This window comes from Bradyrhizobium sp. CW1 (genome assembly GCF_023100665.1).
Taxonomy (GTDB): domain Bacteria; phylum Pseudomonadota; class Alphaproteobacteria; order Rhizobiales; family Xanthobacteraceae; genus Bradyrhizobium; species Bradyrhizobium canariense_D.
In genome coordinates this window covers 4173380-4195238 of the sequence record NZ_CP064684.1, presented here as the reverse complement: position 1 = coordinate 4195238, position 21859 = coordinate 4173380, and the positions used below count along the sequence as shown (strand labels likewise).

At 64.9% G+C, this 21859-nt stretch carries 16 protein-coding genes and 1 tRNA gene; 12 read left to right on the top strand and 5 right to left on the bottom strand.

Annotated features, from left to right (window positions below):
* Positions 1 to 13 precede the first annotated feature (13 nt).
* Complete coding sequence (locus IVB54_RS20560) at positions 14 to 163, top strand: hypothetical protein (RefSeq protein ID WP_018457776.1); 150 nt, start codon at positions 14 to 16, stop codon at positions 161 to 163.
* Between the two features lie 334 nt (positions 164 to 497).
* Here the strand turns inward: IVB54_RS20560 and IVB54_RS20555 are convergent, their stop codons facing one another.
* Positions 498 to 725 carry a DUF2171 domain-containing protein gene (locus IVB54_RS20555; protein ID WP_018457777.1) on the bottom strand — a complete coding sequence of 76 codons (228 nt, stop codon included), beginning with the start codon at positions 723 to 725 and terminating at the stop codon, positions 498 to 500.
* 148 nt (positions 726 to 873) lie between these two features.
* Here IVB54_RS20555 and IVB54_RS20550 point away from each other — a divergent pair, with 148 nt between their 5' ends.
* The gene (locus IVB54_RS20550) at positions 874 to 2157 is read left to right on the top strand and encodes a hypothetical protein (protein WP_026233440.1); all 1284 of its coding nucleotides are present in this window, start codon (positions 874 to 876) and stop codon (positions 2155 to 2157) included.
* A gap of 15 nt (positions 2158 to 2172) precedes the next feature.
* Positions 2173 to 2538: a hypothetical protein gene (locus IVB54_RS20545; protein WP_247338016.1), complete on the top strand. Its 366-nt coding sequence runs from the start codon at positions 2173 to 2175 to the stop codon at positions 2536 to 2538.
* A gap of 63 nt (positions 2539 to 2601) precedes the next feature.
* Here IVB54_RS20545 and IVB54_RS20540 read toward each other — a convergent pair whose 3' ends face one another.
* Both IVB54_RS20540 and IVB54_RS20535 read right to left on the bottom strand, forming a co-directional pair.
* A complete protein-coding gene (locus IVB54_RS20540) occupies positions 2602 to 2820 on the bottom strand; it encodes a hypothetical protein (protein ID WP_018457780.1) in 219 nt (72 codons plus the stop codon).
* Between the two features lie 179 nt (positions 2821 to 2999).
* A tRNA-Arg gene (locus IVB54_RS20535) sits at positions 3000 to 3076 on the bottom strand.
* 402 nt (positions 3077 to 3478) lie between these two features.
* On the opposite strand from IVB54_RS20535, the gene IVB54_RS20530 reads away from it, so the two are divergent.
* The 6 genes from IVB54_RS20530 to IVB54_RS20505 all read left to right on the top strand — a co-directional run bounded on the left by IVB54_RS20530 (position 3479) and on the right by IVB54_RS20505 (position 14672).
* Positions 3479 to 8683, top strand: coding sequence for an alpha-2-macroglobulin (locus IVB54_RS20530; RefSeq protein ID WP_247776431.1), 5205 nt, complete (start codon positions 3479 to 3481; stop codon positions 8681 to 8683).
* Positions 8684 to 8778: 95 nt separating this feature from the next.
* The gene (gene pbpC, locus IVB54_RS20525; protein WP_018457782.1) at positions 8779 to 10887 is read left to right on the top strand and encodes a penicillin-binding protein 1C; all 2109 of its coding nucleotides are present in this window, start codon (positions 8779 to 8781) and stop codon (positions 10885 to 10887) included.
* Positions 10888 to 10937: 50 nt separating this feature from the next.
* Positions 10938 to 12680: a glycosyltransferase family 39 protein gene (locus IVB54_RS20520; RefSeq protein ID WP_026233442.1), complete on the top strand. Its 1743-nt coding sequence runs from the start codon at positions 10938 to 10940 to the stop codon at positions 12678 to 12680.
* A 1-nt stretch (position 12681) separates the two neighbouring features.
* Positions 12682 to 13527 (top strand): phosphatase PAP2 family protein, encoded by an 846-nt coding sequence (locus IVB54_RS20515; protein WP_085385250.1) that lies wholly within the window; start codon positions 12682 to 12684, stop codon positions 13525 to 13527.
* Positions 13528 to 13590: 63 nt separating this feature from the next.
* Entirely contained in the window at positions 13591 to 14337 is a 747-nt protein-coding gene (locus tag IVB54_RS20510) for a glycosyltransferase family 2 protein (RefSeq protein ID WP_018457785.1), read from the top strand.
* Positions 14334 to 14672 (top strand): lipid-A-disaccharide synthase N-terminal domain-containing protein, encoded by a 339-nt coding sequence (locus IVB54_RS20505; RefSeq protein WP_007591223.1) that lies wholly within the window; start codon positions 14334 to 14336, stop codon positions 14670 to 14672. The genes IVB54_RS20510 and IVB54_RS20505 overlap by 4 nt, the downstream gene beginning before the upstream one ends.
* A 6-nt stretch (positions 14673 to 14678) precedes the next feature.
* On the opposite strand, the gene IVB54_RS20500 is transcribed toward IVB54_RS20505, so the two are convergent.
* Positions 14679 to 16370, bottom strand: coding sequence for a Na/Pi cotransporter family protein (locus tag IVB54_RS20500; RefSeq protein ID WP_018457786.1), 1692 nt, complete (start codon positions 16368 to 16370; stop codon positions 14679 to 14681).
* 133 nt (positions 16371 to 16503) lie between these two features.
* Positions 16504 to 17688: a cystathionine beta-lyase gene (gene metC / locus IVB54_RS20495; protein WP_018457787.1), complete on the bottom strand. Its 1185-nt coding sequence runs from the start codon at positions 17686 to 17688 to the stop codon at positions 16504 to 16506.
* A 395-nt stretch (positions 17689 to 18083) separates the two neighbouring features.
* Here metC and IVB54_RS20490 point away from each other — a divergent pair, with 395 nt between their 5' ends.
* Genes IVB54_RS20490 through IVB54_RS20480 form a run of 3 tightly spaced genes read left to right on the top strand, consistent with a single transcriptional unit; the run spans position 18084 to position 21848 of the window.
* The gene (locus tag IVB54_RS20490) at positions 18084 to 19100 is read left to right on the top strand and encodes an amino acid ABC transporter substrate-binding protein (protein WP_018457788.1); all 1017 of its coding nucleotides are present in this window, start codon (positions 18084 to 18086) and stop codon (positions 19098 to 19100) included.
* 25 nt (positions 19101 to 19125) lie between these two features.
* Entirely contained in the window at positions 19126 to 20331 is a 1206-nt protein-coding gene (locus tag IVB54_RS20485; protein WP_018457789.1) for an ABC transporter permease subunit, read from the top strand.
* Positions 20328 to 21848 carry an amino acid ABC transporter permease gene (locus tag IVB54_RS20480; RefSeq protein ID WP_018457790.1) on the top strand — a complete coding sequence of 507 codons (1521 nt, stop codon included), beginning with the start codon at positions 20328 to 20330 and terminating at the stop codon, positions 21846 to 21848. Before IVB54_RS20485 ends, IVB54_RS20480 begins: the two co-directional genes overlap by 4 nt.
* The last annotated feature ends 11 nt before the right edge of the window (positions 21849 to 21859 follow it).

The window sequence follows — 21859 nt, the reverse complement described above, 5'->3', positions numbered from 1 at the left end:
TAGAATTGGCTTCATGTGTACCAAGTACGATCCACAGCATGAAGCCGAGACGGCGATGAAGCGCGCCGTGGCGGCCGAAGGTCCTGACCGGCAACGTCTCATCGAGCTGGCCCTGGCCTGGCATCAACTCGCCCGCGACCGGCGCGAAGAGCGGACGGACTGAGCTCTCTCTTTACGAGAGAACTGGTATTCACAGAAAAACCCCGTGCTCGGGGGACAAGCACGGGGTTCTCGAGAGCCGATCGGGGCTGGCAAATCGGCACCACTGGATTTCGAACGCGCCGATCGCAAGTTCGTTCCGCGCCCCCTTCAATTCATTTCGCGCGAGAACGCCGCCATCGGCGCCTATGCTCGTGACACTCGACGCCTGACGCGAGCCGCCGAAACGCTACGTTAAGACTCGTTCGGACGACGATTTTCCGATCGCGATTCGTTTCGGGGAACGAAGCGGAGCAGGATCGTGAACAAACAAAAAGTCCCCGAAGGGCTGCACTGTGTCAGGCAGCTTCCGACTTCGGCACCGCGTCGGCATTGACCGAAAGCTTGACGACATCGCCTTCGACGGCACCGACATATTTCGTGTCGATGTAATGATGATGGTCCTTGTGACCTTCCGGGTTGTCCTTCCGCGTCAGCTTGATACGGTTGCCCTCGACGCGGTCGACGGTGCCGACATGTGCGCCGTCCTTGCCGACGATCTTCATGTGCTCTCTGATCTCGCTCATGATGTTCTCCTTGTGCCGTGTCAACGGCGAGGACCGGTCTTCGTTGCAAGGATAGGCGGGCCCGGCTGTTGGAGCCAATGCGCTCGCCGGACGTTGAATGGCAGTCGCAATTGCCAAGATCCGCATCAAGACGCTCATCAAGATCCGCATGGAGACCTCCGAAGCCTATCTCGATCGAAAGCACAGGGAAATCGGGCTGCTGAACGATTGCCTGAGGAGCCCGCTGCATTTGGCTCGGCCGCAATCGGTCGACGAGGTTGTGGTCTCCAAGTTTCAGCTCGCCGCCGCACTACGCGCGGAACATGCGCTGCAGGACTGGAGAGCGACGGAGACGGCCTGGTCGCATGCGGCGTCTCCCAGCAGCGGTCCGTTCGTGTTCAGCTACGACTATCAGCGCGCGGACCTCAAGGTGAGTGGTCCCTCGTTCTATGAACTCGAGCGGGGCTGCAGGAGCGATGCGATCTATACCGCCTCCGGCATGGCCGCGATCTCCGCGCTGCTGCTCGCGTCCGCACGGATCATCGGCAAAGCAGACGTCGTGGTGCTGCCGGGCACTTACGGCGAGACACTGGAGCTGATCGAGAGCCTCGTCCCCCATTTGCGGCTTGTCATCGCCAGCCTCCCGCTGGGCGAAGCGTTCGCTGCGGCAGCCTTGCCACGCTTGCTCCTGCTCGATTCATGCGCCCCTGCCCGGGCGTTCGAGGCAGCTCTGCGTTGTGACGGTTCGGGGCTCGATCTGTTGATTTTCGACACGACATGTTTCGCCGGCAGATCGGCGCGCATCCGGCGTGTCTTGAGATGGGCCGCGCGATGGGACATTCCCGTCGTGTTGGTGCGAAGCCACAACAAGCTGGATTCGCTCGGGGTGGAATACGGCCGGCTCGGCTCTGCCGTGTTCGTGCATTGGAGCCGGAAGGACCTCAAGGCGGGCCAGCTGCTGTCCGAAAGCCTGGCGGCGGAAACCCGCAATGCCGTCCGGCTTCTCGGTGGCGCGGCGTTGCCGGCGCACTTCCCGCCATTCGTGGGCTCTGTGGCCTATTGGGCCCTGACGAAAACGCGCGTCGCTGCGATTCTGCGCAACGGTCGCCACGCGGCGCGATATTTCGCCGCCGAGCTCGCTTCGCTCTCGGCCGAGCTGCATTTCACCCACGGCCTCTATGTCACGCTTCGCGGCAGGCGCGCCCTCGATGAGGCGACCGCGCGGCAGGCCGCCGAGGACATGAGCCGCGACCTGAGCGGCAAAGGCTTCCCCATTCGCCACGCCGGCAGTTTTGGTTTCGATTTCGCGGCGACCGAGTGGTTTCACGACGCGACGACGGATCGGTACAGCGTCCGGGTGGCGGTGCCGGATTTGCCGACTGAGTTGTGGAAGGATCTAGCAGCGGCGATTGCCGGGTGGTGGGCGCGACATCAAGGCGACACTGAAGGGTGAGTGCGGTGCAAGGCCATGACAGAGCGACCGAAAGCGTTTCCTTACAGGGAATGCACGTGGCATGTTTCAGACGAACAGTCCCGGCAATGGCTTACGGTGCTTGAAAAGACGGGTGCAGCCAACGTCCGAGCGCGCCTTGCCCAGACCGTCGCGGCATCCGCAGGAGCGATCGCGATCGGAACCGCGCCCGTCATGACGATCGGGTTCGCCCAGGAATGGCTGAACTGGAAAGATAATCAAAAATCCGAGGCGGATATCGAACGGCACGAGCGGCAGATCTGGTGGACTCGGACCGCGGCAATCGCCGCATCGGTCGCCGCCTTGAGCGCACTGCTCGGCTGGATTTGGACGATCTTCATCCGGGGGAATAACGGCCTATAACAAACATGATTGTTACGTTGCGCATACATCCGCCAGACGAGAGGGGCGACAAACTGCGCTGTTTCAATCGATCGCCAGGCATTCTTCCACGGCCGGCTTCTGGTGGCCGCGACGCGCCCACGCTTGAACGGCGAAGGCGAGTTGGTGCTGACTCGCTGCCGCGTCCGCGATGGTGGCCCGGGCCGTCGCGATCGGCTTTGTGACCACACCGGAGTTCACGACTCCCGCGTCAACTGCCAAAAACGATATTGCTACAACCGCCACCGCCGACGCGATCGCCATTCTTGTCAAGTCGGATAGTGGCATCGAAGTCCTTATCGGGCGCACGTCGCCCGGCGAATAGATAGGGCTCGTTTGCCCGGATCAAAGGCCGGAGCGAGGCGGCCCACGCGTTCGTGAAGGACGGATTCTGCAGGTGCGCGCCGTAGATCTGGCTCACGATGAACGGATGAGACCGAAATTGGCGATCCCGGCAGGAATCGAACCTGCAACCCTCAGAGTAGAAATCTGATGCTCTATCCAGTTGAGCTACGGGACCGTCTTGAGCCGCCCTGGTTGGGGGCCGCTGTTCATCTACTATGCCATTATGAAAAATATCGTCTTTCGCCAAGCCTGAACCGAACCGTTTTCGTCGAAGCCGCGACAAAGCGGAACGGTGGGGTGTCAGGGTGCCGGGTTGAGCGGCAGCAGACTGGACGATGGATCACATCGCCGGGAACGCTGATCAGCTTCCGGGACACGGCCGCCGGACGACTGGTCGGATATTGCTGCGCCATCAGGACGGCGTGCGCGGCGGTAGCTTGATCGGTCTCCTCTGGGCGTGCCTTGTCATGGCGAATGCGACGGTTTGCACCTTTGGTTCCATCGCCTTGAGTCCGTCACCTTTCCGCGCATTTCATGCGACAAGCGGCGTTCGTCCGCGATTTCCGGGAGTCCATCCATGATCGGTCTTGTTCGCGCCGTCACACTCTGCGCCACGCTGGCGTTCGGCCTTAGCGTCGCGCAGGCCGCCGACAAAGCCTTCAAGCGGGACGACCTCGCCGATTCCGCGATCAAGCTGGAGGCGCAGATCAAGGGCGAGGCGGGGCCGGTCGCCAAGACCGGCGCGAGCTTGCGCACCGACGCCGATGTTGCCTTCCGGCGCAACGACTATCGCACCGGCCTGTCGGTGCTCGGCCAGATCGCGGCGACCACGCCGGAGGACGCCGGCAACTGGTTGCGGCTGGCAAAGGTCATCTTCCAGATATCGCCGAAGAGCTCGAGCGAGCAGACGTTCCTGCTGGAGCGCGCCTCGACCGCCGCCTACATCGCCTACCAGCGCGCCGGGAATGCGGGCGAGGAGGCCGACGCGCTCGCGGTGCTCGGCAAGTCTCTTTCCGAACGCAAGCTGTGGCGGCCGGCGCTGGATGCTCTGCGGCTGTCGCTCGACATGCGCGAGGTCGCCGACGTCCGCGGCCAATATGAGAAGATGCGCGACGAGCACGGTTTTCGGCTGCTCGACTACACCGTGGACTCGGACTCCGCCAGTCCGCGCGCCTGCTTCCAGTTCTCGGAGGAGTTGGCAAAACGCACCGATTTCGCGCCGTACCTCGCGCTGGCCGGCCAGGACAAGCCGGCCCTGTCGGCCGAGGCCAAGCAGCTCTGCGTCGACGGGCTGAAGCATGGCGAGCGCTACAACATCAATTTGCGCGCCGGCCTGCCGTCCACCGTGAAGGAAGGCCTTCCGAAATCGGCCGAGTTCAACGTCTATGTGCGCGACCGCAAGCCCTTCGTGCGCTTCACCAGCCGCGCCTATGTGCTGCCGAGGACGGGCCAGCGCGGCATTCCCGTCGTCAGCGTCAACACGCCAGCCGTCAACATCAACGTGTTCCGGATCGGCGACCGCAATTTGATCAACACGGTGGTCGACAGCGATTTCCAGAAGACCCTGTCGAAATACCAGCTCAGCGATCTCGGCGGCGAGCGCGGCGTGAAAGTCTGGACCGGCGAGCTTGCCACCGCGATGACGCTCAACCAGGACGTCACCACGGCATTCCCGGTCGACCAGGCGCTTGGTGAACTCCAGCCCGGCGTCTATGTGATGACGGCCGCGGCCAAGGGGCCGGGCTCGGACGACGACTATCAGCTCGCCACCCAATGGTTCATCGTCTCCGATCTCGGCGTCACGGCCTATTCCGGCAATGACGGCATCCATGTCTTCGTGAATTCGCTGGCCTCGAGCGATCCGGTCGGCAAAGCCGAGGTGCGGCTGGTCGCGCGCAACAACGAGATCCTGGCCACCCGCAAGACCGATGAGAGCGGCCATGTGCTGTTCGAGGCGGGGCTTGCGCGCGGCGAGGGCGGCCTGTCGCCGGCGATGCTCACCGTGACCGGCGAGAAGGCCGACTATGCCTTCCTCAGCCTCAAGTCCTCCGCCTTCGACCTGTCGGACCGCGGCGTTTCGGGCAGGGCCGTGCCTGCGGGCGCCGACGCTTTCGTCTATGCCGAGCGCGGCGTCTACCGCTCCAGCGAGACCGTCTATCTCACCGCGCTGTTGCGCGACGGGCAGGGCAACGCCGTCACCGGCGGGCCGATGACCCTGGTGATCGAGCGTCCTGATGGCGTCGAATTCCGCCGCGCCGTGCTGTCCGACCAGGGCGCGGGCGGGCGCACCTTGTCGGTGCCGCTCAACTCGGCCGTCCCGACCGGGACCTGGCGGGTGCGCGCCTTCACCGATCCGAAGGGCTCTTCGGTCGGCGAGACCACTTTCATGGTCGAGGACTACGTCCCCGATCGGATCGAATTCGACTTGTCTGCCAAGGACAAGCTGATCAAAGCTAACGCTCCAGTGGAGCTTAAGGCGGACGGTCATTTCCTCTATGGCGCGCCGGCCTCGGGGCTAGCGCTCGAAGGCGACATGCTGGTCGCGCCCGCGTCCGAGCGGCCGGGCTTCGCCGGCTACCAGTTCGGCGTCGCCGACGAGGAGACCACCTCGAACGAGCGCACGCCGCTGGAGAACCTGCCGGAAGCCGACGCCAACGGCGTTGCGACCTTCCCGGTCACGCTCGACAAGCAGCCGGCCTCGACGCGGCCGCAGGAGGCGCAGATCTTCGTCCGCATGGTCGAGACCGGCGGCCGCGCCGTCGAGCGCAAGATCGTGCTGCCGGTCGCGCCTGCTGCCGCGATGATCGGCATCAAGCCGCTATTCGGCGACAAGAACGTCGCCGAGGGCGACAAGGCCGAGTTCGATGTTGTGTTCGTCTCGCCCGAGGGTGAGAGGCTTCGCCGCGACGGCCTGCGCTACGAGCTCCTGAAGATGGAGTCGCGCTACCAATGGTATCGCCAGAGCAATTACTGGGAGTACGAGCCGGTCAAATCGACCTCGCGCGTCTCCGACGGCGACGTGACAGTTGCCGCGGACAAGCCGTCGCGGATTTCGCTGACCCCACAGCCCGGCCGCTACCGGTTGGACGTGAAGTCGAACGACGCCGACGGGCCCGTGACCTCGGTACAGTTCGACGTCGGCTGGTATTCCGACGGCAGCGCCGACACGCCGGACCTCCTGGAGACCTCGATCGACAAGCCGCAATACGCCTCGGGCGACACGATGACCGTGTCGGTCAACGTCCGCAGCGCCGGCAAACTGACGGTCAACGTGCTCGGCGATCGCCTGCTGACGACGCAGACCATCGACGTCAAGGAAGGCACCGCCCAGGTGAAGCTCCCGGTCGGCAAGGACTGGGGCACCGGCGCCTATGTTGTGGCAACGCTGCGCCGTCCGCTCGATGCGGCCGCGAAACGCATGCCGGGCCGGGCGATCGGACTCAAATGGTTCGGTATCGACAAGCAGACCCGTACATTGCAGGTGAAGCTGACGCCGCCGGCTCTGATCCGGCCGAATGGGCTGCTGAAGATCCCCGTCAAGCTCGACGGGCTCAATCCGGGCGAGGACGCCAAGATCGTGATCGCCGCGGTCGACGTCGGCATCCTCAACCTCACTAATTACAAGCCGCCGGCGCCAGACGACTATTATCTCGGCCAGCGCCGCCTGAGCGCGGAGATCCGCGATCTCTATGGGCAACTCATCGACGGCATGTCGGGCACGCGCGGGCAGATCAAGTCCGGCGGCGACGCCGGTGCCGCCGAGCTCCAGGGCTCGCCGCCCGCGCAAAAGCCGCTCGCGCTCTATTCGGGCATCGTCACCGTTGCCGCCGACGGCACGGCCGAAGTGAGCTTCGACGTTCCGGAGTTCGCCGGCACCGCGCGCGTGATGGCGGTGGCGTGGACCGCGACCAAGCTCGGTCGCGCCAACACGGACGTGGTGATCCGCGACCCTGTCGTGCTGACCACGACCTTGCCGCGCTTCCTGCTCAACGGCGACCACGGCACGGTCAATCTCGAGATCGACAATGTCGAGGGGCAGGCCGGCGATTACGTCATCAACGTGAAGACCGGCGGGCCAGTGAGAATGACCGGCAATCCCGCGACGACGGTCAAGCTTGCCGCCAAGCAGCGGAATTCGTTCACGCTCGCCATCGACGCGACGGCGGCGGGGCAGGCGACACTCGACGTCGACATCAAGGGGCCGAATGGCCTGGCGCTGGCGCGCCATTATGCGCTCGACGTCAAGGCGGCGACGCAAGTGCTGGCGCGGCGCTCGATCCGGACGCTGGCGAAGGGTGAGAGCCTGACGTTGACCTCGGATATGTTCGCCGATCTCGTGCCGGGCACCGGTAGCGTCTCGGTCTCGGCCAGCCTGTCCACTGCGCTCGATGCGGCGACGATCCTCAAAGCACTTGACCGCTATCCCTATGGCTGCTCGGAGCAGATCACCAGCCGCGCCATGCCGTTGCTCTATGTCAACGAGCTCGCGGCCGGTGCGCACCTGGCCATGGACACCGAGGTCGACCAGCGCATCCGCGACGCCATCGAGCGGCTGCTGGCCCGCCAGGGCTCGAACGGCTCGTTCGGGCTGTGGTCGGCAGGCGGTGACGATTCCTGGCTGGACGCGTATGTGACGGACTTCCTGACTCGCGCCCGCGAAAAGGGCTTTGTGGTGCCGGATGTGCTGTTCAAGACCGCGCTCGACCGCATCCGCAACTCGGTCGTCAACGGCAACGAGCCGGAGAAGGACGGCGGCCGCGATCTCGCCTACGGCCTCTATGTGCTGGCGCGCAACGGCGCGGCGCCGATCGGCGACCTCCGCTATCTCGCCGACACCAAGCTGAGCAACCTCGCCACTCCCATCGCGAAATCGCAGCTCGCCGCGGCGCTCGCGCTGGTCGGTGACCGCAACCGCGCGGAGCGGGTCTATGGCGCAGCCCTCGACAGTCTCGCCCCAAAGCCGGTGCTGGAGTTCGGCCGCACCGACTACGGCTCGCAGCTCCGCGATGCCGCAGCGCTGGTGTCGCTTGCCAGTGAAGGCAACGCGCCGAAGGCAACGCTGACGCAGGCGGTGTCGCGGGTCGAGACTGCGCGCGGGCTGACGCCCTACACCTCCACGCAGGAAAATGCGTGGCTGGTGCTGGCGGCGCGCGCGCTCGCCAAGGAGAACCTGTCGATGGAGGTGGACGGCCAGCCGGTCAAGACCGCGCTGTACCGCAGCTACAAGGCCGCCACTCTGGAAGGCAAGCCGCTGAAGATCACCAACACCGGAGACGCGCCGGTGCAGGCGGTGGTCTCGGTGTCGGGGTCGCCGGTGACGCCTGAGCCCGCGGCATCGAACGGCTTCAAGATCGAGCGCAGTTTCTTCACGCTCGACGGCAAGCCCGCCGATATCAGCAAGGTCAAGCAGAACGACCGCTTCGCCGTGGTGCTGAAGATCACCGAGGCCAAGCCCGAATACGGCCACATCATGGTGTCCGACTATCTGCCGGCCGGCCTGGAAATCGACAATCCAAAACTGGTGTCGTCGGGCGACAGCGGCACGCTGGGCTGGATCGAGGATGGCGAAGAGCCCGAAGATACCGAGTTCCGCGACGATCGTTTCACGGCTGCCGTCGATCGGGCCTCGGATTCCAAGGCGGTCTTCACGGTGGCCTACGTCGTGCGTGTGGTCTCACCCGGCAAATACGTGCTGCCGCAGGCCTATGTCGAGGACATGTACAATCCCTCGCGCTACGGCCGTACCGGGACCGGCACGGTCGAGGTGCGGGCGGCGAAGTGAGTGGTGATGGGATGAGCGACAAGGAGCCACATGCTCCGCCGTCATGCCCGGGCTTGTCCCGGGCATCCACGGACTTTGGTGCGAGAGGCAAGAACGTGGATGGCCGGGACAAGCCCGGCCATGACGGAGCAAGGGGCAGGGGCCCGCGTGTCCTCTCCGCGCTGGCATTCTCGCTCATCCTCACCATCGTCGGCGTCGTCGCGTGGGTTTACTCCCTCGGTCCGCTGCCTTTCGACGACGCCCGCCAGGTTTCCACCACCATCGTCGATCGGAATGGCAAGCTGCTGCGCGCCTATGCGATGGCGGATGGACGCTGGCGACTGCCGGTCGAGACAAAAACGAACGTCGATCCGACCTATCTGAAGCTGCTGCTCGCCTACGAGGACCAGCGCTTTTACGCACATGACGGCATCGACCCGGTGGCGCTGGGGCGCGCTGCGTTTCAGCTTGCGACGCGCGGCCACATCGTCTCGGGCGGCTCGACCATCTCGATGCAGCTCGCGCGGCTGATGGAGCCTCGGCGGCAGCGCTCGCTCCATGCAAAGCTGCGGCAGATCGTGCGTGCGATCGAGATCGAGCGCAGCTTGAGCAAGGAGCAGATCCTCGACCTCTATCTGGCGCTCGCGCCTTACGGCGGCAATCTCGAGGGCATTCGCGCTGCCTCGATCGCCTATCTCGGCAAGGAGCCGAAGCGGTTGTCGCTGGCTGAAGCCGCGTTGCTGGTCGCGCTGCCTCAATCGCCGGAGACCCGCAGGCTCGATCGCTATCCCGATGCGGCGCGCAAAGCGCGTGACCGCGTGCTCGACCGCATGGTCGAGGAGCAACAGATCAGCCTCGACGATGCGAAGCAGGCGAAAGCCGTTCCTGTGCCGAAACTGCGCAAGCCGATGCCGATCCTGGCGCCGCACGCCTCCGATGCGGCGCTTGCGACGGTCAAGGACGCGCCAGTCATCAAGCTGACGCTCGATGCCACCCTCCAGAAGGTGCTGGAGCCGCTAGCGCGCGATCGTGCCATTGCGTTGGGGCCGAACATCTCGGTCGGCATCATCGTCGTCGACAATGAGAGCGGCGACGTGCTCGCGCGCGTCGGCTCGGCCGATTATTTCGACGAGCGCCGGGCAGGGCAGGTCGACATGACCCGCGCCATCCGCTCGCCGGGCTCGACGCTGAAACCCTTCATCTACGGGCTGGCCTTCGAGGACGGTTTTGTTCATCCGGACAGTCTGATCGACGATCGGCCCGTGCGCTTCGGCTCCTACGCGCCGGAAAATTTCGACATGACGTTTCAGGGCACGGTGCCGGTGAAGAAGGCGCTGCAGCTGTCGTTAAACGTGCCCGCGATCGTGCTGCTCGACCGCGTCGGCGCGAGCCGGCTGGCCTCGCGGCTGCGTCAGGCCGGTGGCAATCTGGTTCTGCCCAAAGACGAGGCGCCGGGACTTGCCATGGGCCTTGGCGGCGTCGGCGTGACGCTGCAGGACCTCGCCCAGCTCTATGCGGGCTTCGCCCGGCTCGGCACCACCAAGCCGCTGCGCGAGATCATGAGCGACGGGGACGAGCGCGAGCCGCTGCGGCTGCTCGATCAGGTCGCGGCCTGGCAAGTGGGCAATGTGCTGCTCGGTACCCCGCCGCCGGAGAACGCGGCTCATAACCGCATCGCTTTCAAGACCGGCACCTCCTACGGCTACCGCGATGCCTGGTCGATGGGCTTCGACGGGCGCATGACCATCGGGGTCTGGGTTGGCCGGCCCGATGGCGCGCCGGTTCCGGGCCTGATCGGTCGGGTTGCCGCCGCGCCGATCCTGTTCGACGCCTTCGCCCGCACCGGCAAGACGCTCCTGCCGTTGCCGAAGCCGCCGAAAGGAACTCTCGTGGCCAGCAACGCCAAGCTGCCATTGCCCTTGAGGCGGTTCCGCCCGGTCGGGGATCTGGTGCGGACCGGGGGCGAGCAGGCCCTGCACATCCAGTTTCCGCTGAACGGCTCGCGGATCGACGTCGATCGCTCAGGTGGCGAGGGCGGCGCAGCCATGCCGGTCAAGGTCGCCGGCGGCGTTCTGCCCATGACCGTCATGGTTAACGGAACGGCGCAGGGCGAGATCGACGGACGGCGCCAGCGGCTGATCGATCCGCCCGGTCCGGGCTTTGCGCGGCTGACCGTCATCGATGCCACGGGCGCCGCGGACACAGTTGTCATTCGAATTCAGTGACCCTGCCTCAAGCGGTTGTGGCGATGGCGGTTTCAGCGTAAGCGGAACCGATGGCCGAGACCTATCCAACACCCCGTTTTGGAGCTCCCCGCGAGCCGAAATCCCCGGTGAATCCGGGCAGCCGGCTCGTGTCCATGTTCGACATCGCCACGGCCAGCCACGTCCGCGCGGTCGCCTTCCTGCTGCTGTGCGCGCTGCTGCTATTCCTGCCGGGCTTCTTTACGATTCCGCCGGTTGATCGCGACGAGGCGCGCTTTGCGCAGGCCACCAAGCAGATGGTCGAGAGCGGCGATTATGTCGACATCCGCTTCCAGGAAGACGTCCGCTACAAGAAGCCCGTCGGCATCTACTGGCTGCAATCGGCCGCGGTCGAGACGGCATCGGCGCTCGGTCTGCCGCGGGCCGAATTGCGCATCTGGGTCTATCGGCTTCCCTCGCTGATCGGCGCGATAGGCGCCGTGCTCATGACCTATTGGACGGCGCTCGGCTTCGTCACGCGGCGCGCCGCGGTGCTTGCAGCACTTCTGATGTGCGCCTCCGTGCTGCTCGGCGTCGAGGCGCGGCTTGCGAAGACCGACGCCATGCTGCTGTTCTGCGTGGTCGCCGCGATGGGCGCGATGGCACGGGCGTATCTGTCGTGGCAGCGCGCCGAGGACGAGACCCATCCGCCCTGGAGCTGGCCCGCGATCTTCTGGACGGCTCTCGCTGTCGGCATCCTGATCAAGGGCCCGCTGATCCTGATGTTCGCAGGCCTGACCATCATCGCGCTCGCGATCCAGGACCGCGATGCCTCCTGGCTGTGGAAGCTGCGCCCGCTCTGGGGCCTGATGTGGATGCTGGTGCTGGTGCTGCCCTGGTTCGTCGCGATCTTCTGGCGCGCGGGCGATGCCTTCTTCGCCGATTCCGTCGGCGGCGACATGTTGAGCAAGTTGGGCGCGCAGGAATCCCACGGCGCGCCGCCCGGACTGTATCTGGTGCTGTTCTGGATCACGTTCTGGCCCGGCGCGCCGCTCGCGGCGATGGCCGCGCCCGCGGTCTGGCGCGCGCGGCGCGAGCCCGGCGCGCAATTCCTGCTGGCCTGGCTGGTCCCGTCCTGGATCGTGTTCGAGGTGGTGCTGACCAAGCTGCCCCATTACGTGCTGCCGCTGTATCCTGCGATCGCGATCCTCACCGCGGGCGCGCTCGAGCGGCGGGTGCTGTCGTGGTCCTGGCTGATGCGCGGCTCGGCATGGTGGTTCGCAATCCCCGTGGGCGGCTCGATCATCGCGGTCGTCGGCGCGGTGATGCTGACGCGGCAGCCTGCTTTCGTGGCATGGCCGTTCATCGCGGCCTCGCTGATCTTTGGCCTGTTCGCCTGGTGGCTTCACGACAACAATCACGCCGAGCGCTCGCTGCTCAACGCGCTGGTCGCAGCCCTGATGCTCGCGCTAACGGTCTACGGCATCGTGCTGCCGTCGCTGACGCCGCTGTTTCCGAGCATCGAGATCGCACGCGCCCTTCGCAACGTCACCTGCGTGGGCCCGAAGGCGGCCGCGGCCGGCTATCACGAGCCGAGCCTGGTCTTTCTGACGGGTACGCAGACGCTGCTCACCGACGGTTCGGGTGCGGCGGATTTCCTGCGGCAGGGGAGCTGCCGTTTCGCGCTGATCGAGCAGCGTTCGGAGCGCGGCTTCGTGCAGCGCGCCGAGGCGATCGGGCTGCGCTACAAGGTTGGCACCCGCATCGACGGCTACAATTTCTCGCAAGGGCGCGCGATCTCGATCTCGATCTTCCGCTCGGAAGGCACCGAGTAGGATGTCGGCACCAACCGACATCTCGCCGCGCGCGAGCTATCCCGCACAATTGCTCACGCTCTCGGGGCGCGCCCTGGCACAGCTCGTGCGCACGCCCTCGCATTCGCGCCGCGCCGAGGCCGCGCGAAAGCTGGCGCGGCATTCGCTTTGGCTGAGTGCTGCAGGTGCAGCCCTGGTCATCGCGCTGATGGTCGTGTTCGACCTGACCGAGATCCAGCTGATGCCGCCGCGTGGCACGCCAGGCCTGTGGCCGATCCGCATCCTCACCGATTTCGGCAAGGACGAGTATGTGCTCTCGGTGCTCGGGGGTGTGCTGGTGGTGCTGGTGCTGGTTGCGGCGGGATTGCACGGCACAAGCCGCGCATTGCTGCTCGGCCTCGGCACGCGGCTGCAGTTCGTGTTTCTGTCTGTTGCCGTGCCGATATTCGTCGCCGAGATCCTGAAATATCTCATCGGCCGCGGACGTCCGTTTGTCGGCGGCAAGGCCAATCCCTTCAACTTCATCCCGTTCGAGGGGACCGGGGCCTATGCCAGCTTGCCGTCGGGGCATGCAGTGACGGCGTTCGCCCTGGCGTTTGCGGTCTCGGCGCTGTGGCCGCGCCTGCGCGTGTTCATGTTCACTTACGCGATCGTGATCCTGCTGACGCGACTGGTGCTGCTTGCGCACCACCCGAGTGACGTGGTGGCCGGCGCCCTGGTCGGCATGGTCGGCGCGATGGCGGTGCGCTACTGGTTCGCGGCCCGCAGGCTCGGCTTTGCCATCCGTGCCGACGGGACCATTGTGCCTCTTGCGGGGGCAGTCTCAGGCCGCCTCAAAAGGGTTGCCCACGGGGCATCCGCCCCATAAAAGCGGCTGCCTGCCGGGACCGCCGGTTCCCGAGCCAAGCCAATTCCAACCACGAGCTTCGATTTGTCGTCCCAGCCTTCGGTTTTCCAGCCCTCGGTTTCCATCGTCGTTCCCGTGCGCAACGAAGCCGACAACATCGTGCCGCTGATCGAGGAGATCGGCGCGGCGCTCGACGGCCGCTGGGCCTATGAGATCATCTACGTCAATGACGGTTCGACGGACGCGACCGGCGAACGGCTTGGCGCGGTCATGAAGCAGCGGGACAATCTGCGCCAGCTGCGCCATGCCAGATCAGGCGGCCAATCCGCGGCCGTGCGCAGCGGGGTGCGTGCGGCACGCGGCGCGATCGTGGCGACGCTCGACGGCGACGGCCAGAACAATCCGGCCTTCCTGCCGGACCTGATTTCGGCTGTCGAGAACGGAAGCAAGGTCGGACTTGCGGCTGGACAACGCGTCGGCCGCAAGGATACCGGCTTCAAGAAATTCCAGTCACGTGTCGCCAACGGCGTCCGCAACGCGATCCTGAAGGACGGTACGCGCGACACCGGCTGCGGCCTGAAGGCGTTCCGGCGCGAGGTGTTCCTGATGATGCCCTATTTCGACGGGCTGCACCGCTTCCTGCCGGCGCTGGTGCGCCGCGAGGGTTACGAGATCGCCTATGTCGACGTGATCGACCGTCCGCGCCGCTCCGGCGTGTCAAACTACGGTTTCTTCGACCGGCTGTGGATCGGGATCATGGATCTCGTGGGCGTCTGGTGGCTGATCCGCCGCAAGAAGCCGACGCCGGATGTGACTGAGGTGACGGCATGATCATCCAATACGGTCAGGCGCTGAGCAATTATTTCTACGATGTCTTCGTGGCCAAGTTCGACTTCTGGCTCGCGTTCGGCCTCGTCGCGCAGCTGTTCTTCACGGCACGCTTCCTGGTGCAGTGGATCGCGAGCGAGCGCGCCGGCAACAGCGTGGTGCCGATGGCGTTCTGGTTCTGCTCGATGGGCGGCGGGCTGATGACGCTGGTCTATGGCGTCGTCAAGCGCGAGCCTGTCATCATCCTCGGCCAGGCGCTCGCGACCATCATCTATATCCGTAACATCATGTTGATTGTGAAGAACCGCGGCCGCGCGTCAAAGACTCTGGAGCGCTGATCCAGGCTAGCGCGGCAACGCGGACGCCGCGCCCGGCGCGGGCAGGGCGGCGGTCTCCGCTTCGTGCCTGCGATGGGGCTCCCCGGCCGCGTCGAGCACGGGATAGGCGACCGAGCAGATATGCGAGTGGATGCGGCGCAGGTCCCGCAGCACGTCGAGATGCAGCGACGTGGTTTCGATTGTCTCGGGGCGGCCCTCGCGCAGGCGGTCGAGGTGGCGCTCGACGGCGGCAAGCTCGGTATTGCGCAGCGCAGTCTTCTCCACCAGCAGCTTGCGCGCCTCGTTGGCGTCGCCCGACATGAAGACGCCGAAGGCGATGCGCAGCGAATCCATCGTGCGCTTGTGGAAGGCGGCGAGCTCCTCGGCGCCCTCGGGCGAGAACTGGAAGCGACGCTTGATCTTCTTGGTCGCGAGCTCGCTCAGGCTCTTGTCGATGATATCGCCGATATGTTCCAGATTGATGGCGAAGGAGATGATCTCCATCGCGCGCCGGCCCTCGCTCTCGTCGAGGCTGCCGCGCATGAGTTTAGTCACGTAGAGCTTGATGGCTTCGTCGAGGCCGTCGACGATGTTGTCCATCTTCGAGACCTGGTCGACCAGCGCACGGTCGCCGCTCATCATCGCCGCCATCACCTTGCGCAGCATGATCTCGACGAGATCGCCCATGCGCAGGGTTTCGCGGCCGGCATCGGCCAGCGCCAGCGACGGCGACTCCAGCGCGGTTTCGTCGAGATAGCGCGGCCGGGCCGGATCGGCCTCCTGAACACGATCGGGCAGGAGCCGGGTCAACAGGCGCGACACGGTATCGAGCAGGCCGATGAAGATGATGGCCGTGCCGACGTTGAAGGCGATATGAAACGCCGCCGTCATCCTGGCGAGATCGGGCTGCCAGGCGTGCATGTGCTCGGCGATCGGGCCCAGGAAGGGCAGGACCAAGGCGATCCCGATCACGCGGTTGACGAGATTGCCCACCGGCAGGCGATAACTGGCGGGATCGTCACGCTTGGCGCCTTCGAATACGGGATTGATGGCGCTGCCGAGATTGGCGCCAAGCACCAGTGCGAGCGCCGCGTAAGGCGAGATGAACTGCGAATAGGCGAGCGACATGATCAGCAGCACGCTGGCGACGCTCGAATGCACCGCCCAGGTGACGAGCGCCGCGATCACGATGCACAGAACGGGATCGCCCGTGATGGAGGACATCACGATGCGGACGCCCGGCGCGTTCTCGGCCGGCGCCAGCGTGTCGAGCAGGATGTGCAGCGACAGCAGCATCAGCCCGAGGCCGATCAAGACACGGCCAACGTCCTTGATCCGTGAGCGTGGACCCACGCGGAAGGCGACCAGTCCGAGCACGAACAGGACCGGCGCGACGGCGGCGATGTTGAACGACAGCACCTGCACGATCAACGTCGTGCCGACATTGGCGCCGAGCATGATGGCGAGCGCGGTGACCAGGCTGAGCAAGCCCTCGGCTGCGAACGAACTCGTGAGCAGCGCGGTCGCGGTGCTGCTCTGGAGCAGGGCAGTAAGGCCGAGACCGGCGGCGAACGCGTTGAAGCGGTTACCAAGCGCCTTGCCGAGGAGCCGTCGCAAGTCCGGGCCAAAGGCGCGCAGAATCCCGCTGTGGACCATGTGCAGGCCCCACAGCAACAGCGCCACGCCGCCCATCAGATCGAGCAGTACCAACGTTCCCATGCTCCGTGTCCGGATTGGAGTCGATTGGTGAGGCTAGCGCCAAATGCTTGAGGTTCAAACCATTCGTTGGCGCGTCGGCGTTAACGTTTGCGGCTTCTGCACGTTCCCACGGCGTGATGCCTTGTGAGCAGGCTCACATTGCTGCCTTGAGGGCAGCGAAGCCGCGATCGAGGTCGGCCTTGAGGTCGTCGACGCTTTCGAGCCCGATATGCAGACGCAGCGTCGGGCCGCCCGGCGACCATGTCGTGGCGGTGCGATAGGCGTCGCAATCGAAGGGAATCGCCAAGCTCTCGAAGCCGCCCCAGGAAAAGCCCATGCCGAACAGTTTGAGCGTATCGAGCATGGTGTCGACCGCCTTCTGCGGCGCCGGCTTCAAGACGATGCTGAACAGGCCCGAAGCGCCGGTGAAGTCGCGCTTCCAGATCGCATGACCCGGATCGGTCTCGAGCCCCGGATGCAGCACGCGCGCGACCTCGGGACGGCTCGCAAGCCAGCGCGCCATGTCGAGCCCGGAGCGATGATGCTGCGCCAGCCGCACCGACAGCGTACGCAGGCCGCGCAGTGCCAGGAAGACGTCATCGGGACCGGCACAGACGCCGAGCAGGCGGATGCCTTCGGCGATCTGCGGCCATGCCCTGGCATTGGCCGAGATGGTGCCGAACATGATGTCGGAATGACCGCCGATATATTTGGTGGCGGCCTGCATGCTGATGTCGACGCCCTGTTCGAGCGAGCGGTGATAGAGCGGCGTCGCCCAGGTGTTGTCGTCGATGACGATCGCGCCGCGGGCATGCGCGACCTCGGCGATGGCGCGGATGTCTGGCATCTCGAACGACTGCGAGCCTGGCGCCTCGACCAGCACAGCGCTTGTGTTGGGCCTGAACAGCTTGTCGATGCCGGCGCCGATCATCGGATCGAAATAGGTGGTCTCGACGCCGTAGCGGGTGAGCATGCCGTTGCAGAAATTGCGCGAGGGCCGATAGACGTTATCGCAGACCAGGATGTGGTCGCCGGCCTTCAGCACCGAGAGCAGGGTGGTCGAGATCGCCGACAAACCCGACGGCACGATGCCGACGCCGGCGCATTGCGGCCCCTCTAGCGTCATCAGCGTCTCCTGGAACGCCTTGGTGGTGGGGGAACCATGGCGGCCATAGGTGAACTCGCCGCGATGGGCGTGCAGGTCCTCGGCGGTCGGATAGAGCACGGTCGAGCCGTGGAACACCGGAGGATTGACAAACCCCTTCTGCGCCTTGGTGTCGCGGCCGGAGGTGACCAGCCGGGTCTCGGCGTGCTGTTCGGAGGGGGGTGAGGAATCCATGCGTCTGCTTTCAAAAGCGCGTTTCCACCAGGCACGCTGCGCCCGCGGGCTGGCCGAAAGGCCGCTGTCGTTAATAACAGAACACAGAAGAGTCCCGTCAACCCCTTGACCCGGCAGGCCAGTCGTTCTGTTATCGCAGGTGCTATTCAGTCGCCGCATGTTGAGGGGCCTGCCGCGACCTTCGATCCATCGCCTGACCGGACCAAGCGCCACAGCCGTAACGGCGGGCGCCTGTCGGCGGGGATTAAGGCAGGGCCTCCCGGGATCGGCGGGTGATCGGCAAGGATTTCCAGCATGACTCTTGCAGGGCTGGTCTTGAGACGGCTAGCCCTGGCAGAGGCGATCGCAAAGACAACGTTCCTGACCTTGAGACGACTTTGAAAGGCCCAAAGCCCATGAAACGCGTAACCCTGGCTCTCTCTCTCGCTCTCGCCGCCGGCCTGACTGCCCAAGCCGCCGATGCGCAAACGCTCAAGACCGTCAAGGACCGCGGCATGCTGTCCTGCGGTGTCAGCCAGGGCCTGCCCGGCTTCTCCTCGCCGGACGACAAGGGCAACTGGACCGGGCTTGATGTCGACGTCTGCCGCGCGATCGCCGGGGCGATCTTCAACGATCCGACCAAGGTCAAATACGTGCCGCTCTCCGCCAAGGACCGTTTCACGGCGCTGCAATCCGGCGAAGTCGACGTGCTGTCGCGCAACACCACCTGGACCATCTCGCGCGACACCTCGCTCGGCGCCAACTTCACCGGCGTGACCTATTATGACGGGCAGGGCTTCATGGTGAAGAAGTCGCTCAAGGTGAACTCGGCGCTCGAGCTCAACAGCGCGTCGGTCTGCGTCCAGACCGGCACCACGACCGAGCAGAATCTCGCCGACTACTTCAAGGCCAACAACATGAAGTACGAGGTGATCGCGTTCGGCACCAACGACGAAACGGTCAAGGCCTACGAGGCCGGGCGCTGCGACGTCTTCACCACCGACCAGTCGGGCCTGTACGCCAACCGCCTGAAGCTTGCCAATCCCGGCGATCACATGGTGCTCCCGGAAATCATCTCGAAGGAGCCGCTCGGTCCGATGGTGCGCCACGGCGACGACCAATGGTTCGACATCGTGAAATGGACGCTGTTTGCCATGATCACCGCCGAAGAGCTCGGCGTGACCGCGAAAAACGTCGACGAAAAGGCGAAAGGGGAAAATCCTGAACTGAAGCGCGTTCTGGGTACCGATGGCAATTTCGGTGAACAGCTCGGCATAAGCAAGGATTGGGTGGTGCGCATCGTGAAGGCCGTCGGCAATTACGGCGAAGTGTTCGACCGCAATGTCGGCGCAGGCTCGCCGCTCGGTATCAATCGGGGTCTCAACAATCTCTGGAACAAGGGCGGTCTCCAATACGCCCCGCCGATCCGCTGATCCGGCCTGACCCGCGCTCGCGGCGATGAGCATCGAGGCTCGCAAACCCCCGCCCCAGATCGCGCTGAAGATCAGGCGGGTGCTGGGGGGCAAGACAGGCTGGAACGGCATCGCCGTCCAGTTTGCCTTCGCTGCGATCCTGGGCTGGATTGCCTATGAAATCGTCTCCAACGCCCGCGCCAACCTCGAGAACCAGCATATTGCCGCCGGCTTCGGCTTCCTCGCGAACAACGCCGGTTTCGACGTCAATCAGACGCTGATCTCGTATACCGGCTCGGACACGTTCCTGCGCGTATTCCTGGTCGGGCTCCTCAACACGCTCGTGGTCTCGGTGGTGGGCGTTGTGTTCGCCACCTTGATCGGCTTCATCGTCGCGCTGTGCCGGCTGTCGCCCAACTGGCTGCTCGCGCGCATTGGCGAAATTTATGTCGAGATCATCCGCAACTTGCCGCTGCTATTCCAGATCCTGTTCTGGTACCTGGCGGTGCTCGCGGCCTTGCCCAATCCACGACAGAGCATTTCGCTGCTCGGCATAGCTTTCGTCAGCAATCGCGGTCTCGTCATTCCCCGCCCGATCGGCGAGAGCGGCTTCGAGGCGTTTCTGGCGGTGCTGGCCCTCGGCATTGTGGCTTCGGTGGCGTTGCGCATCCATGCGCGCCGGGCGCTGTTCGAGCGGGGTCAGGTGATCCGGATCTGGCCCTATCTGCTGGGCCTGCTGTTCGGACTGCCGCTCGTCACCATGCTGGTAGCGGGTCTGCCCTTCAGCTTCGAGCTGCCGCAGCTCAAGGGTTTCAATTTCGCCGGTGGCTCGCGGATCATCCCGGAGTTCGTGGCGCTCACGTTGGCCTTGTCGACCTATACGGCCGCCTTCATTGCCGAGATCGTGCGCGCGGGCATCCTCTCCGTCCACAGCGGACAGATGGAGGCGGGATCGTCGCTGGGCCTGAGCCGCGGCACCACGCTGCGCTTGGTCGTCGTGCCGCAGGCGATGCGCGTCATCGTTCCGCCGCTGACCAACCAGTACCTCAATCTCACCAAGAATTCGTCGCTGGCCGTCGCGATCGGCTATCCCGACCTCGTCTCCGTGTTCGCCGGCACGTCGCTGAGCCAGACCGGGCAGGCCATCGAGATCATCGCCATGACGATGGGCGTGTATCTCCTGATCTCGCTGATCACCAGCGCCGTCATGAGCGTCTACGGTTGGCGCGTCAGCCGGAGTCTCGGCGCATGAGCGATATCACCTCGTCCAGTTTCGTTCGCCGGGATCTTCTGGATGAGCGTCCCGCGCCGGTGAAGACCACGGGCTTCGTCGGCCTGGTGCGGACGCGCCTGTTCAACTCGCCGACCAACATCCTGCTCACGATCGTCGGCGCCTTGCTGCTCTGGTTCACCATCATTCCTTCCGTCAAATTCCTGATGGTCGATGCAGTCTGGACCGGCAAGGATCGCACGGCCTGCCTCGCCGAGAACGCCGGCTTTACGGTCGGCGCCTGCTGGCCCTACATCCAGGCCAAGCTGCCGCAACTGATCTACGGCTTCTACCCCGAAGCCGAACGCTGGCGGGTCAACCTCACGCTCGTGTTGTCAGTAGTCCTGTTGGTGCCGTTGCTCATTCCGCGACTGCCGTCGAAAGGATTGAACGCTGGCCTGTTCTTCCTTGCGTTTCCGGTGGTCGCATTCTTTCTGCTGCATGGCGGCGGCATCAAGGGATTTGGCCTGAGCTGGACCGCTGACCTGCTGCAATTGTTCGACGACAGCATCATCGGCGCTGGGCAGGCTCTGCTCGGTCTCGGCAAGACCTCCTCTGCCGCACCGCTGTTGTGGGTCGTCGGCAATGTCATCGTGCTCGTGGGTACCGCGATCTACTGGCTGATCTTTCCGCTGACCTGGCTGCGTGACCAGTTGCAGGGGACAGGCCAGTCGGTCTGGGCCGATTTCGCCATCACTGCCGCGATCGTCTCACTGATCGCCTTCGTTCTCGGCGGCGGCCTCCGCACCGGGGGGCGGGCCCTCACATCCAGCATCGTCACCTTCGCCGCCATCGCAATCGTGATCAAGCTGATGGGGCTCGATCACGGCGGACTGCCGATCGTGCAGACGAACCTGTGGGGCGGACTTCTGGTGACGCTGGTGGTCTCCGTCACCGGCATCGTCACCTCGCTGCCGATCGGCATTGCGCTGGCGCTTGGCCGCCGCTCGACCATTCCGTTGATCCGGATCTTCTCGATCGCCTTCATCGAGTTCTGGCGCGGCGTGCCGCTGATCACCGTGCTGTTCTTTGCCACCTACATGCTGCCGCTGTTTCTGCCGGGCAATTTCACGGTCGATGGTCTCGTGCGTGCGCTGATTGGAATCTCTCTGTTCACGGGCGCCTATCAGGCCGAGAACGTCCGCGGCGGGCTGGCTGCGATCCCGCGCGGGCAGGGCGAGGCGGCCGCGGCATTGGGGCTGTCCTGGTGGAAGACGACCTCGCTGATCGTGCTGCCGCAGGCGCTACGCCACGTCATTCCGAACCTCGTCAACAGCTTCATCTCGCTGTTCAAGGACACTTCGCTGGTCTCGATCGTGGCGCTGTTCGATCTCCTCGGCTCGCTGCGGGCGTCGTTCTCGGATCCGAAATGGTCGTCGCCATCGACCGCTTTCACAGGGTTCGCCTTCGCCGGGATCATCTACTTCATCTTCTGCTTTGGAATGTCACGCTACTCGCTCTTCGTTGAGCACCGCCTCAACGCTCACCGCCGCAACTGATCGAGGTCACC

What these genes read in the sequence shown, in the direction of transcription:
- IVB54_RS20480 (WP_018457790.1), top strand. Translation starts at nt 20,328, where the DNA reads ATGAGCGATATCACCTCGTCCAGTTTCGTTCGCCGGGATCTTCTGGAT.
- IVB54_RS20520 (WP_026233442.1), top strand. Translation starts at nt 10,938, where the DNA reads ATGGCCGAGACCTATCCAACACCCCGTTTTGGAGCTCCCCGCGAGCCG.
- metC (WP_018457787.1), bottom strand. Translation starts at nt 17,688, where the DNA reads ATGGATTCCTCACCCCCCTCCGAACAGCACGCCGAGACCCGGCTGGTC.
- IVB54_RS20555 (WP_018457777.1), bottom strand. Translation starts at nt 725, where the DNA reads ATGAGCGAGATCAGAGAGCACATGAAGATCGTCGGCAAGGACGGCGCA.
- IVB54_RS20485 (WP_018457789.1), top strand. Translation starts at nt 19,126, where the DNA reads ATGAGCATCGAGGCTCGCAAACCCCCGCCCCAGATCGCGCTGAAGATC.
- IVB54_RS20490 (WP_018457788.1), top strand. Translation starts at nt 18,084, where the DNA reads ATGAAACGCGTAACCCTGGCTCTCTCTCTCGCTCTCGCCGCCGGCCTG.
- IVB54_RS20545 (WP_247338016.1), top strand. Translation starts at nt 2,173, where the DNA reads ATGACAGAGCGACCGAAAGCGTTTCCTTACAGGGAATGCACGTGGCAT.
- IVB54_RS20500 (WP_018457786.1), bottom strand. Translation starts at nt 16,370, where the DNA reads ATGGGAACGTTGGTACTGCTCGATCTGATGGGCGGCGTGGCGCTGTTG.
- IVB54_RS20515 (WP_085385250.1), top strand. Translation starts at nt 12,682, where the DNA reads ATGTCGGCACCAACCGACATCTCGCCGCGCGCGAGCTATCCCGCACAA.
- IVB54_RS20530 (WP_247776431.1), top strand. Translation starts at nt 3,479, where the DNA reads ATGATCGGTCTTGTTCGCGCCGTCACACTCTGCGCCACGCTGGCGTTC.
- IVB54_RS20540 (WP_018457780.1), bottom strand. Translation starts at nt 2,820, where the DNA reads ATGGCGATCGCGTCGGCGGTGGCGGTTGTAGCAATATCGTTTTTGGCA.
- IVB54_RS20550 (WP_026233440.1), top strand. Translation starts at nt 874, where the DNA reads ATGGAGACCTCCGAAGCCTATCTCGATCGAAAGCACAGGGAAATCGGG.
- IVB54_RS20560 (WP_018457776.1), top strand. Translation starts at nt 14, where the DNA reads ATGTGTACCAAGTACGATCCACAGCATGAAGCCGAGACGGCGATGAAG.
- IVB54_RS20505 (WP_007591223.1), top strand. Translation starts at nt 14,334, where the DNA reads ATGATCATCCAATACGGTCAGGCGCTGAGCAATTATTTCTACGATGTC.